12 protein-coding genes and 1 tRNA gene are annotated in these 11,627 nt (G+C 65.0%); 5 read left to right on the top strand and 8 right to left on the bottom strand.

The window, feature by feature from the left end; translation table 11 throughout:
• Nucleotides 1-14: 14 nt before the first annotated feature.
• The 5 genes from K3M67_RS12185 to K3M67_RS12165 form a co-directional block, all read right to left on the bottom strand.
• Entirely contained in the window at nucleotides 15-1,277 is a 1,263-nt protein-coding gene (locus K3M67_RS12185) for an efflux RND transporter periplasmic adaptor subunit (RefSeq protein ID WP_285831588.1), read from the bottom strand.
• Nucleotides 1,274-1,669, bottom strand: coding sequence for a hypothetical protein (locus K3M67_RS12180; RefSeq protein WP_285831587.1), 396 nt, complete (start codon nucleotides 1,667-1,669; stop codon nucleotides 1,274-1,276). The genes K3M67_RS12185 and K3M67_RS12180 overlap by 4 nt, the downstream gene beginning before the upstream one ends.
• Before the next feature lie 381 nt (nucleotides 1,670-2,050).
• Nucleotides 2,051-2,653, bottom strand: a complete 603-nt coding sequence (locus K3M67_RS12175; RefSeq protein ID WP_443018159.1) for a TetR/AcrR family transcriptional regulator — start codon at nucleotides 2,651-2,653, stop codon at nucleotides 2,051-2,053.
• A gap of 53 nt (nucleotides 2,654-2,706) precedes the next feature.
• The gene (locus tag K3M67_RS12170) at nucleotides 2,707-3,741 is read right to left on the bottom strand and encodes a LacI family DNA-binding transcriptional regulator (protein WP_066859818.1); all 1,035 of its coding nucleotides are present in this window, start codon (nucleotides 3,739-3,741) and stop codon (nucleotides 2,707-2,709) included.
• A 109-nt stretch (nucleotides 3,742-3,850) separates the two neighbouring features.
• Nucleotides 3,851-5,521 (bottom strand): MFS transporter, encoded by a 1,671-nt coding sequence (locus K3M67_RS12165; RefSeq protein WP_066859535.1) that lies wholly within the window; start codon nucleotides 5,519-5,521, stop codon nucleotides 3,851-3,853.
• 264 nt (nucleotides 5,522-5,785) lie between these two features.
• Between K3M67_RS12165 and K3M67_RS12160 the strand changes: the two genes are divergently transcribed.
• The 3 genes from K3M67_RS12160 (at nucleotide 5,786) to K3M67_RS12150 (ending at nucleotide 7,830) form a co-directional block, all read left to right on the top strand.
• Nucleotides 5,786-6,061 carry an HU family DNA-binding protein gene (locus tag K3M67_RS12160; RefSeq protein ID WP_066859534.1) on the top strand — a complete coding sequence of 92 codons (276 nt, stop codon included), beginning with the start codon at nucleotides 5,786-5,788 and terminating at the stop codon, nucleotides 6,059-6,061.
• 21 nt (nucleotides 6,062-6,082) lie between these two features.
• Complete coding sequence (locus K3M67_RS12155; RefSeq protein WP_285831586.1) at nucleotides 6,083-6,334, top strand: hypothetical protein; 252 nt, start codon at nucleotides 6,083-6,085, stop codon at nucleotides 6,332-6,334.
• Nucleotides 6,335-6,597: 263 nt separating this feature from the next.
• Entirely contained in the window at nucleotides 6,598-7,830 is a 1,233-nt protein-coding gene (locus K3M67_RS12150) for a calcium-binding protein (RefSeq protein WP_285831585.1), read from the top strand.
• 193 nt (nucleotides 7,831-8,023) lie between these two features.
• On the opposite strand, the gene K3M67_RS12145 is transcribed toward K3M67_RS12150, so the two are convergent.
• Nucleotides 8,024-8,776, bottom strand: a complete 753-nt coding sequence (locus K3M67_RS12145; protein ID WP_285831584.1) for a 3-oxoacyl-ACP reductase family protein — start codon at nucleotides 8,774-8,776, stop codon at nucleotides 8,024-8,026.
• 110 nt (nucleotides 8,777-8,886) lie between these two features.
• Here K3M67_RS12145 and K3M67_RS12140 point away from each other — a divergent pair, with 110 nt between their 5' ends.
• Nucleotides 8,887-9,843, top strand: a complete 957-nt coding sequence (locus K3M67_RS12140; RefSeq protein ID WP_285831583.1) for a LysR family transcriptional regulator — start codon at nucleotides 8,887-8,889, stop codon at nucleotides 9,841-9,843.
• Between the two features lie 91 nt (nucleotides 9,844-9,934).
• Here the strand turns inward: K3M67_RS12140 and K3M67_RS12135 are convergent.
• Nucleotides 9,935-10,025: transfer RNA gene (locus K3M67_RS12135), tRNA-Ser, on the bottom strand.
• Between the two features lie 147 nt (nucleotides 10,026-10,172).
• Here K3M67_RS12135 and K3M67_RS12130 point away from each other — a divergent pair.
• Nucleotides 10,173-11,066 (top strand): peptidylprolyl isomerase, encoded by an 894-nt coding sequence (locus K3M67_RS12130; RefSeq protein WP_285831582.1) that lies wholly within the window; start codon nucleotides 10,173-10,175, stop codon nucleotides 11,064-11,066.
• On the opposite strand, the gene K3M67_RS12125 is transcribed toward K3M67_RS12130, so the two are convergent.
• Nucleotides 11,050-11,523, bottom strand: coding sequence for an Lrp/AsnC family transcriptional regulator (locus K3M67_RS12125; protein WP_285831581.1), 474 nt, complete (start codon nucleotides 11,521-11,523; stop codon nucleotides 11,050-11,052). The genes K3M67_RS12130 and K3M67_RS12125 overlap by 17 nt on opposite strands.
• Nucleotides 11,524-11,627: the final 104 nt, after the last annotated feature.

Below are 11,627 nucleotides of genomic sequence, written 5' to 3'. Positions count from 1 at the left end.
GGGGCTTAAATGAATTACCGGGCGAAGGTTGCCTGCGCCGCCACCGGGGCCGGGCTGTCGACCGGCGTGACCGGGGTTGGTGTCGGGCGGATCGCGGCGGGTTTCACCGCCACCCTGGCGCCGGGCATGGCCGCCTGGATGTTGGACACGATCACCCGGTCATCGGGCGCGAGGCCCGAGCGGATGATCCGCAACCCGTCGACGATCGGGCCAAGCTCCACCGGCTTCGCCGTCACGCTGTCATCCCGTCCCACCACCAGCACGGTCTTGCGCGCCTGATCGGACTGGATCGCCTCATCGGGAACCAGCAGGGCATTGACCTTGCCGCCATTGGCGAGGCGCATGTTGCCGAACAGGCCGGGGGTCAGGAAATTGCCCGGATTGTCGAATATGGCGCGGATGCGGATCGTGCCGGAGCGCGGATCGAGACCATTGTCGGTGAAGTCGAGCCGGCCCTTGTGGCGATAGTCGGCCTCATCCTGCAAACGGACCTCGACCGCGCCGCCGGCGCCCTTGTCGCGCTGCGACTTGAGGTAGAGCGCTTCGGACGCATCGAAGTTGAAATAGATGGGGTCGAGCTTGTTGACCGTGGTCAGCAGCGAAGCGCCATTGCCTTCCGCGCCGGACACGAGATTGCCGATGTCGACGCGGCGGTCGGAGACGCGGCCGGAAATGGGGGCGCGGACCTGCGTGAACTCGACATCCAGCGCACGCTGCCGCTCGCGCGCCTGCGCCCCCGCGAGCGAGGCCTGTGCGGCCTGAAGCCGCGAGCGCAGCGCATCCACTTCGCTGGCCGATACGGCCTCGTCACCGCTGAGCCGCTGGACGCGGGCATAGTCATTCTGCGCCAGCAGCAGCGCGCTTCGGGCCGATGCGCTGCTCGCCCGCGCTTCGGCAAGGGCCGCCAGGAAGGGGCGCTGGTCGATGGTGAAGAGCAGCTGTCCCTGACGGACGAAATCGCCGTCGCGGAAATGGATGGCGGTTACCGCACCCGACACGCGCGGGCGGATTTCCACTGTCTGGCTGGGGGCGAAGCGGCCGACATAATCGTCCCACTGGGTCACGCTGCGGGCGAGCGGCGCGGACACGCCGACCGCAGCCAGCGGGGAGGCCGACGCCTGGGCCTGAGGCTGGTCGAGCAGCTTCCAGCCTGCGCCGAAAAGAGCAATGACGGCGACGGCGGCGATGCCGCCATGGCGGCGGGACCATCGCCGCTTCGGTCCAATGCCGGCGTCCGAATATTCGGCGTCGGCAGTGATTTTCGTGTGCTGGTTCATGCGAAACTCCGGGTGCCGCGAGCCGTGCGGCCCGCGCTGATGGTGGCGAGCAGAAGCTCGAGTTGGGCGGTGGAAAAGCCTGCCGCGCGGAAGGCGGCGAGACCGGACAGCGAGACGGCATAGCCCTTGTGCCAGGCCTCGACGGCCAGGCGGCGCAGCGCCTCCAGCCGGTCGCTGGCAAGGGTCAGGTTGGTTTCCTCGCCGAAAATCCAGCGACGCAGGCGGGCGAAACGGCCCGGTCCCTGAAGTGAGCGCAGCCCGTCCGTGCGGGCGAGGGAGACGATCTGCCACTCCTGCGCGGAAAAATCCGTTGCGCTGGCGGGCGGGACGATGCTGGAGCCGACCGCCATTTGCGGGCCGGCCAACGGTTGTGCGAAATCAAGGAAAGCCATTGCCTTTTCCTTCCCCGTTTGAAGAGGACGCGTCTCTACGCCCGGAGCCGCGCCGCCGCGTCCCGTGCCTTGCGCCCGAAATTTGCGCGAACGATCCCACCTGCGCGCGCCGGTGGGCGCGGCAATGGAAGGATCGGGAATGTGGATCAGGTTGCCTCCGTCGCCGGCAGGCCGCCCCTTATGCCGCTGTCAGCAACAGCGGGAATGTTTGAGATTATGTCGCATGATGACCTCCCTGGGACATGCGCCCAGCCAGTTCTATACTGATTGGTATATATTAACGCGACCTTGCTGGTCAACCTCTTTTTGTACCGAGAGGTATTTTATTTGCGGCGCGGCCATTTCAAGGGGAATACCGCTACGACAGCGAAATAAATTCGCTCAGCGGCCCGGCCACATGGACAGGGTCGTGTCGATCAGCGTTTCCAGTCGTTCGGTCGGCACGCCAGCGCCGGCCTGGACCGCCATGCCCTGCATGACGGCGGAGAGATAGCAGGCCAGGGCCTGCGGCTCGACATGATCGGGCAGGTCGCCTTCGTCGCGCGCGCGCTCGAACCTTTCGACCATCGCGCGGTCCGAGGAGGCGCGGCGGGCGTGCACCTCATCGCGGATACATTCGGCATGGGCGGTGCCGCCTACCGAACTGATGACGCCCAGGCAGCCCCTGGGATCGCTGGCATTGGTCTGGATCGCAAGCGCCCCGCGCAGCAGCCGCTCGGCCACCGCCTTGGACGTGGGTTCCTCCAGCGCGGACTTCACATAGCAGAGCTTGTCGCGCTCATAGAGGTCAAGCGCCTTGCGGAAGAGGGATTCCTTGTTGCCGAAGCAGGCATAGAGGCTGGGTTTGGTGATGCCCATCGCCTCGGTCAGTTCGGCGAGGGACGCGCCCTCATAACCACGACGCCAGAAGACCTCGAGCGCCGCCGCCAGCGCCTGCTCGGGATCGAACTCCCTGGGACGGCCTCTCCCGCTATGTGTCGCCATTTCCATACCGAGCGGTATATAGTGACGCCGCCCCAAGAGTCCAGTGGCGTATGTCAGGCAGGCGGCGGCGCGCTGCTTTGCGATTCCCGCAGGCGCAGGGGCGGGATATCCGGTTCGACCGGTGGCTCCCCCTCTATCAGGTCGATCAGATGGCGGGTGGCGATCTGCGCCATCTCGCCGAAGGGGCGCACGATCGTGGTGAGCGAGGGCGTGAGCATTTCGGCCAGAAGGCTGCCGTCGAAGCCCACGACCGACAGCATGGACGGAACGGCGATGCCGCGTTCCGCCGCGACCTTGAGCACGCCGGCGGCCATGACGTCATTGGCGGCGAAGATCGCGGTCGGCGGCGTGGGCAGGGAGAGGAGAGCGTGGGCACCCTCGATCCCGGCGGCCAGGCCATAGTCGCCCTCCGCCTCCGCCAGCAGCGGCGTGCCCGCTTCCTCCAGCGCCTCGATGAAGCCGACGCGGCGTTCCCGGGCGGAAACCATCGCCCGTGGCCCGGTGATCATCGCGATCCGGCAATGGCCGAGCGACAGGAGATAGCGGGCGACGTCGCCCGCCGCCGCTCGCTCCGGAGAAAGAAGCACGGTGCCATAGCCGGTGATCGGTACCGAGGAGAGCGCAACGGCATGGACGCGTTCCGCCCTGAGCGCATCGGGCAGGCCGGGGATGCCGGACACCGGGGGCAGGACGACAAGGCCGTCGACCCGCGATCGGCGCGCGAAATCCAGCACATGGGCGATCCCGTCGGCTTCGGTCATCGGTACCGCATGGCTGATCACTTCATAGCCGCGCCGTGTCGCTTCCCGGCCCACACCCCGCTGGATGGTGTCGAGCACCAGGGCGTTGCGGTCATGATGCACCATGCCGATGAGCAGGGAGCGCCCCATCGAAAGCGCTCGCGCCCGCAGGCTGGGCCTGAAATTCAGGCGGTGGATCGCCGCCTGGATGCGTTCCCGCGTATCCTTGTTGACCTTGGGACTGTTGTTGATGACCCGCGAAACCGTGCGGATGGACACGCCGGCGATGGCGGCGACATCGGCGATGGTCGGCTCGCTTCCGCCCGGATCAAATTGTAGATCATCCATGCGCGCCGTCATCATCCTGCTGTGGTGGCCCTTCTTAGGGGGCCTCCGGTGGCAACACAAATGGATCGGGCGCGCCGGGATCATGTCTTTGCCGCTCAGCGCCGATGCTTCAGCTGTCGATGTTGCGGCGGAAGGTCTCCGGCAGGAAGAGCAACCCTATGACCGCCGTCGCAGCCGCGATCACGACGGGATACCAGAGGCCGTAATAAATGTCCCCGGTCGCCGCGACCATGGCGAAGGCCGTCGTCGGCAGGAAGCCGCCGAACCAGCCATTGCCGACATGATAGGGCAGGGACATGGAGGTGTAGCGGATGCGGCTGGGGAAAAGTTCGACCAGCATCGCGGCGATCGGGCCGTAGACCATCGTCACGAGCATGGCGAGCGCCCAGAGGATGGCGACCACGGCGGGTTTGTTGATCCGCGCCTTTTCGGCCTTTTGCGGATAGCCCGCCTGGGTAAGGGCGGCGTCCAGCTGCCGTTGGAAAGCGGCGATCGCCGCCGTCTTCTCCGCCCTTTCCAGCCGGGCGGGATCGGGCGCATTCAGACGGGTGCTGCCGATGCTGACCACGGCCGGACGGCCGGCGGGCGCTTCCGCATTGGCGTAGCTGATGCCGGCCTTGGCCATCTGGGCCTTGGCGATGTCGCAGCTCGACTGGTCGAACCTGTTGCGGCCCACCGGGTCGAACTGGAAGGAGCATTGCAGCGGGTCGACCGCGATCGTGACCGGCGCAGCGGCCTGGGCGGCGGCGAGGGCGGGGTTGGCGGCGTGGGTCAGGGCCGCGAACAACGGGAAATAGGCGATGGCCGCCAGCGCGCAGCCGCCCAGGATGATGGGCTTGCGACCGATCCGGTCGCTCAGCCAGCCGAAGGCGACGAAGAAGGGGGTCGCCAGCGCCAGCGCCACCGCGATCAGGATATTGGCGGTCGCGCCGTCGACCTTCAGCGTCTTTTCGAGGAAGAAGAGGGCGTAGAATTGCCCCGCATACCAAACCACCGCCTGGCCCGCGACCGCCCCGAACAGCGCGATGACCACCCAGCGCAGGTTGGACCATCGGCCGAAGGCTTCGGTCAGCGGCGCCTTCGACGTCGTGCCTTCGTCTTTCATCTTCTGGAAGACCGGGCTTTCGTTCAGTTGCAGCCTGATCCACATCGACACGCCCAGCAGGAAGATGGAGATCAGGAAGGGCAGGCGCCAGCCCCAGGCGGCGAATGCCTGCTCGCCCAGCGCGAAGCGGAAGCCGATCACCACCAGCAGCGCCGCGAACAGGCCGAATGTGGCGGTGGTCTGGATCCAGCTGGTGTAGAGGCCGCGCTTCCCATGCGGTGCATGTTCCGCGACATAGGTCGCCGCGCCGCCATATTCGCCGCCGAGCGCCAGTCCCTGAAGCAGCCGCAGGATGACGAGGATGATGGGCGCTGTCACCCCGATCGCGGCGTAGCCGGGCAGCAGGCCGACCGCGAAGGTCGACAGGCCCATGATCGCCATCGTGACCAGAAACGTGTTCTTGCGACCGACCAGGTCGCCGATCCGTCCGAAGACGATCGCGCCGAACGGCCGCACGGCAAAGCCCGCGGCAAAGGCGGCGAGGGCAAAGATGAAGGCGGTCGTCTCGTTCACGCCGGAGAAGAACTGGGCGGAAATATAGGTGGCGAGCAGGCCGTAGAGATAGAAATCATACCATTCGAACACCGTCCCCAGCGAGGAGGCGGCTATCACCAGCTTTTCCCCCTGTGTCGCCCGGTGATGTTTCGGCAGGCTGCCCTCGTCGCTCGTCGCCATGGCCTCTCCTCTGGTCGTGTCTTTCGCAGGCGTCGTTGCCGCGGTCCCGACATCTGGGCACCATGCCCATATTTCAGGGTGAGGTCGAGATTGTTGATGGCAGGGGCGTCAACCGGATCGGCGTTCTGCCTGGAACAGGCGTGTCCGGACGGCGGTTGTGATCCGTCCGTCGGCGCCAACGCCCGCACAATGTCATTAGGCCGTGGACGTACCGACAACAGGCCGCTATTTCCAGGCGTTCCATAATCAGGAGCTTATATCCTCATGAACAACACCGATCTTGCCGAAGCGGTCGCCGCATCCCACGACATCAGCAAGGCCGAGGCGCGCAAGCTGGTCGACAGCGTGGTCGGCGCCATCGCGGACGCTGCCGCCAAGGGTGACGAAGTTTCGCTCAACGGCTTTGGCAAGTTCAAGGTCAAGGACAGCCCCGCGCGCCAGGGCCGCAATCCCGCCACCGGCGCCGTGATCGAGATTGCTGCGTCGAAGAAGCTGACCTTCACGCCCGCCAAGGCGGTCAAGGACCGGCTGAACGGCTGATCCGGGAGGCTGTCGCTTCCCATGAATTTCGATGACCAGATCCATCGCTATTTCGGCACCACCGATTTGAATGCGGTGGCCCCCGGAGCGATGGCTGCCGGCATCGAGCGAATGCGCGTCGACCTTGGCCTGGAAGAGAGCCAGGGTCGACGCTTCGCCCTCTGGGCGCTGTTGTTCCTGCTCGGCGCCGCGCCCGATGTCGGGACGACGTTCGACGACCCGGCTGACCGAGAGGCTGCCAGGGATTTCATGGACATGATCGAAAGGGGCTAGAGCGGCGATTGCGTGCCGCCAATCGCACCCGCAGTGCGTATCCCTTCGGCCCCCGGCATTCGCCGGGCGGAACCTTCCTGCTCGAACAATACCGCCGATGAAAGGCCTTCCTCTCCCGTGCCCGAGTACGGGCGAATGCGAGGACGCCTAAGCGCCCCGAAATCACGTCGAGCGGCCCCCTCCCCGACTTACTAGAGCCGACATCCCCGTTCTAGGTGATGAGGCGGTGGCAGGCACGCCGTGCGGCAGGATTGTCGCACGGTTTGTTCTGCCGCACGCAAGAAGACATAAAAATATTAATGCGTCGGCTTTATCGACTGATGATGTCCGGCATGATTGGAAGCAAGGGGTCGCGAATGGCTACGCTTATAGGCACGAACTTGAAGAACAGCATCAAGGGCACGTCACAGGACGACACGATTTCAGGCCTAGATGGCGACGATGAAATCTGGGGCGATTTGGGGAATGACTATATCGAAGGCGGCGCAGGAAACGACATTCTCTATGGTGGCGCCGGCAATGACAGGCTCGATGGTGGCCTCGGCAATGATTATCTTTATGGTGAATCGGGCAATAACATCGCGTCCGGTGGCGATGGCGCCGATCAGCTGGTGATGGGAGATGGCCATGACCAGTTGCTGGGCGATGCCGGGAACGACATCATTCGGTCCGGCGGTGGTCGGGATTATATTGATGGCGGCGTCGGCGATGACCTCATCTATGCGGGAGCAGGCGATGACGGTTTCCTAAACGAAATCAATCCCGCGACGGGCAAGCTGACGAACCAGGCTGTGGGCGGCGGTTCCGGCAACGACAGGATTTATGGTGAAGACGGCAACGATAAGCTGAAGGGTCAGTCGGGCAACGACCAAGTCTATGGCGGCAATGGCAATGACCGTGTCGATGGTGGCGACGGCGACAATTATCTGAGTGGCGGCAGCGGCGATGATATCCTTGTTGCCGAATGGGGTGTGGACCGGCTCTACGGAGACGATGGTCGCGATAATCTCCAGGCCGGATCCGGGAATGATTTTGTCTATGGCGGCAATGATGCGGATTCGCTGAATGGCGAAAATGGCCATGACATATTGTATGGCGGCGAAGGCGATGACCTGATCTATGGCGGTCTTGGTAATGATCAGCTTTATGGCGACGGCGGCTTCGACAAGCTGATCGGCGAGGCTGGTAGCGACGCATTGTGGGGTGGCGCCGGCGCGGACTGGTTCGTCTTCAAAGGTGCCGGTGCGCTGGACGGCGGCGACCGGATCGTCGATTTTCAGAATGGGTCCGATCGCATCGTTCTGGAAAAGCTGGGCGTGACTAAATTCGCATCCGGCGGCGGACTGGGAACCGTGTTTGCGCATGACGGCGCGGCGGGGCACGTCATCCTCGATGTGGTGACCTCCGCGGGGGCTGCGTTCAGCATCGACGTCGCGAGCCTGGGTACAACCCTGACAACCGCACATATTTCGGCAGCCGACTTCATTTTCGCCTGATGCCGATGGCGCGCTCCTCGCAGGAGGGGCGCGCCAGGAGCATGTTTTGCAGTGTCATTCGGATCAATATGGCCGGTCAGATCATGACCTTCGGGCATGAGGCCGTGGCGAGGATGGCGGCGGAATTCTGGACAAGTCGACCGCAACGAAGCCGATGTCCTTTTCCGCTTGAGCGCTGTCTGGCGTCAGGCGGTCAGGCGGTCAGGCCGCCATCGGCCATGATGTCGGCACCGGTGACGAAGGCCGCCTCCGGGCTGGCGAGGAAGGCGACGACGGCCGCGATCTCGCGCGGCTGGCCGTAGCGGCCGATCGCCACGCCTGGACCGACGATGGCGGCGACCGGGCCGTCCGCCGGGTTCATGTCGGTGTCGGTCGGGCCGGGATGGACAGTGTTGACGGTGATGCCCCTGGGGCCGAGGTCGCGCACCAGGCTGCGATTGAACCCGCTCACGGCGCCCTTGCTCAGGGTATAGACCGAGGCGGTCGGGAAAGCGGCGTAGCGCGTCATTGACGAGCCGATATGGATGATACGTCCGCCCGTCTTCATGTGGCGGACCGCTTCCTGCGTGGCGACGAAGACACCGGTCACATTGACCGCGAGCATCCGCTCATAATCCTCGAACCTCACATCCTCTATCAGCGCGTTGACCGCAACGCCGGCATTGTTGACGAGGATGTCGATGCCGCCAAATGCCTCGACGGTGCCGGTGACGGAAGCGCGCACCGCCGCCGGGTCGCCGGCATCGGCTTCGATCGCCATGGCGCGGCCGCCGGCAGCCTCGATCTCGGCGACGATCTGCGCCGCGCGGTCCGGCGAAGCGCTGTAGGTCAGCGCGACTGCAGCGCCGTCGGCGGCGAGCCTGCGGGCGATGGCCGCGCCGATCGAGCGCGATCCGCCGGTAACGAGGGCGACCTTGCCGGCGAGGGGTTGGTTAGGCTCAGTCATGTCATGTGCTCCTTCAAATCAAGTGATGGAGCGAAGATGGCGCAGATATTCCTTTTCGATTATCCGGTATTGTCTTGCATTATCTTCAATGGTCAGTTGAAACGGGCGCCGTGGAAACGCTCGCCAATCTGGAATCCTTCATCCGCAGCGCCGAGCATGGCAGCTTTTCCGAGGCTGCGCGGCGGCTCGCGTTGACCCCGGCCGCTGTGAGCCGGAACGTTGCCATGCTGGAACGCAACCTGGGCGTGCGGCTCTTCCATCGGTCCACCCGAAAGCTGACCCTGACCGAGGCGGGCGAGGTCTTCCGCCTGGCCATCGCCGAAAATCTGGAGGGCATCCAGGCGGCGATCGCCGGCATCGCCACCGATAGCGGCGAGCCGGCGGGCACACTCCGGATCAGCATGGCGCCGACCTTCGGCGTAACCCATGTCCTGCCGATGCTGCCCGGCTTTCTCGCGCGCTATCCCCGCATCAAGCCCGAATGGCATTTCCAGAACCGCGCCGTGGACCTCATCGCCGAGGGCTATGACGCGGCGATCGGCGGCGGGTTCGACCTGTCGCCCGGCATCGTGGCCCGGACGCTGGCGCCGGCCCATATCGTGGCGGTCGCCTCTCCCGCCTATATGGAGGGGCGCGTCGCTCCGCTCGATCCGGTCGGGCTGGCCTCGCTCGACGGAATCGTCATGCGCTCGCTCCAGACCGGGCGCGTACGGCACTGGGCGATGCGCGACGCGGCGGGGCGGGAAATGGCCGCCACCCTGACGGAGCGCATCATCGTCAATGATCCCAGCGCCATGCGGGAGGCGGCATTGCTGGGGCTGGGCGTGGCGATGCTGGCCATGCCGGACGTGCTGCCTGCCCTGGAGAGCGGTGCGCTGATCCGACTGGTCCCGCACTGTTATGCCGATGCCGGAGCCATCTCGGTCTATTATGCCTCGCGCACGCTCCTGCCCGCCAAGACCCGCGCATTCGTGGACTGGCTGGCCCATGGGTTCAAGGTACAGAGGCTGGCGGAACGCTTCGCGGGGCGCCTTGGCTCAGGAAGCGCGCAGGATCAGGGTTGTTGACGCAACCAGTCGGAGTCCGGCACGACATCCTGTGCTTTCCAAGGCATTTCTTGAATGCCGTGGACTGCTGGGAAATCGTGGTCATTGGTGGTGGCGGAGCGGGAGGGATTCGAACCCTCGATACGCTTTTGACGTATACTCACTTTCCAGGCGAGCGCCTTCGACCACTCGGCCACCGCTCCGCATGAACCTGATCGTCGCTGTAAGCGGCGTGGATCGGGTTCTTATCCAATCGCTCTGGAGGCGGCTCCCTATCGCGCGTCGCGCGGCGAGGCAAGGGGCATTGCACAAGGCTTTACATTATCCTGCGCGGCCTGTTTGATCGGAAGATGACCCATCGCTTTCGCGCCGCCATACCGCTTGCCGCCCTGATCGCCTTTCCCGCCTTCGCCATCGATCCACCCGCCACGCCGGCGGCGGTGGTGGCGCAGGCGCCCGCCGCCGCTTGGCGCGCCATTCCCCTAGACGAGTTGCTGGTGATGACGATCGAAGGCGACAAGCGCGTGGTGATACAACTCGCGCCTGCCTTCTCGCCGCGCCATGTCGCCAATATCCAGGCGCTCGCCAAGGCGCATTGGTGGGACGGCACCAGCATCAACCGGGTGCAGGATAATTATGTCGTGCAATGGGGCGATTCGACGGAAAAGAAGCCCATTCCGCCTGGCCTTTCGCCCACAAGTCCCGCTGATTATGCGATCCCGCTCGCCAACCGCCGCCTCGCCGTGACGCCCTTGCCCTATGCCGATCCCTATGCGTCCGCGACCGGCTTCGTTGCTGGCTGGCCGGTTGCGATGGACGGATCGGCGGCATGGCTGCCCCACTGCTATGGCTTTGTGGGCGTCGGGCGCAACAATTCGCCCGATGCGGGCACGGGGGCGGAACTCTATACCGTCATCGGTCAGGCGCCACGCCAGCTCGACCGCAATATCGCGGTGGTCGGCCGGGTGATCGACGGCATGGCGCTCCTGTCCAGCCTGCCGCGCGGCACCGGCGAGATCGGCTTCTACACGGCACAGGAGCATAAGGTGCCGATCCAGTCGGTCCGCCTTGCCAGCGAATTGCCGGAGGCGGAGCGGCCGCGCTTCCAGATGATGGACGTCGCATCGCCCAGCTTTGCTGATTATCTGCGCCTGCGGGCCAACCGGAAGGATGATTTCTACGACCGGCCCGCGGGGGGCGTCGACCTGTGCAACGCGCCGGTTCCGGTCAGGGCAGCGCCTTGAGGCCGCGCAGGCGATAGCCCTGCCAGTCGCGGATGCGGCGGATGGCGAAGCTGGTGCGGATCGCTGACACGCCGGGCAGGCGGGCAAGGCAGTCGCGATGGATGGCGTCGAATCCCTTGAGGTCGGCGGCCGCCACCCGCAGCAGATAGTCGGCCTGTCCGGCCATCAGATGGCATTCCAATATTTCGGGGAAGTCCGCCACTGCCGCCTCGAACCGATCCATCGTTTCGCGGCTCTGGCTGGTGAGCGACATTTCGACGAAGGCGTGGAGTGTCAGTCCCAGCGCTTCGGGGTCGAGCCGCGCCGCATAGCCCGCGATCAGCCCGGTATCCTCCAGCGCCTTGATCCGCCGGTGACAGGCGGAGGCGGAGAGGCCGATGCGCTCCCCGAGGTCCGCCATCGATCGGCGCGAGTCGGACTGCAACGCTTCCAGCAACGCGACATCGAACCGATCCATGCAATGAAATCCTGAAAATTGCTTCGAGATCAGGATAACATCCCGCGTCAATCAGGCAAACCGGGAAAATCAGGGAACATTCGCTGATCCATCTGCGCTATTCT

The sequence above is a fragment of the Sphingobium sp. V4 genome, assembly GCF_029590555.1.
GTDB lineage: Bacteria > Pseudomonadota > Alphaproteobacteria > Sphingomonadales > Sphingomonadaceae > Sphingobium.
This window is presented reverse-complemented; position numbering and strand designations above follow the sequence as displayed.

What these genes read in the sequence shown, in the direction of transcription:
- K3M67_RS12185 (WP_285831588.1), bottom strand. Translation starts at nt 1,277, where the DNA reads ATGAACCAGCACACGAAAATCACTGCCGACGCCGAATATTCGGACGCC.
- K3M67_RS12180 (WP_285831587.1), bottom strand. Translation starts at nt 1,669, where the DNA reads ATGGCTTTCCTTGATTTCGCACAACCGTTGGCCGGCCCGCAAATGGCG.
- K3M67_RS12175 (WP_443018159.1), bottom strand. Translation starts at nt 2,653, where the DNA reads ATGGCGACACATAGCGGGAGAGGCCGTCCCAGGGAGTTCGATCCCGAG.
- K3M67_RS12170 (WP_066859818.1), bottom strand. Translation starts at nt 3,741, where the DNA reads ATGGATGATCTACAATTTGATCCGGGCGGAAGCGAGCCGACCATCGCC.
- K3M67_RS12165 (WP_066859535.1), bottom strand. Translation starts at nt 5,521, where the DNA reads ATGGCGACGAGCGACGAGGGCAGCCTGCCGAAACATCACCGGGCGACA.
- K3M67_RS12160 (WP_066859534.1), top strand. Translation starts at nt 5,786, where the DNA reads ATGAACAACACCGATCTTGCCGAAGCGGTCGCCGCATCCCACGACATC.
- K3M67_RS12155 (WP_285831586.1), top strand. Translation starts at nt 6,083, where the DNA reads ATGAATTTCGATGACCAGATCCATCGCTATTTCGGCACCACCGATTTG.
- K3M67_RS12145 (WP_285831584.1), bottom strand. Translation starts at nt 8,776, where the DNA reads ATGACTGAGCCTAACCAACCCCTCGCCGGCAAGGTCGCCCTCGTTACC.
- K3M67_RS12130 (WP_285831582.1), top strand. Translation starts at nt 10,173, where the DNA reads ATGACCCATCGCTTTCGCGCCGCCATACCGCTTGCCGCCCTGATCGCC.
- K3M67_RS12125 (WP_285831581.1), bottom strand. Translation starts at nt 11,523, where the DNA reads ATGGATCGGTTCGATGTCGCGTTGCTGGAAGCGTTGCAGTCCGACTCG.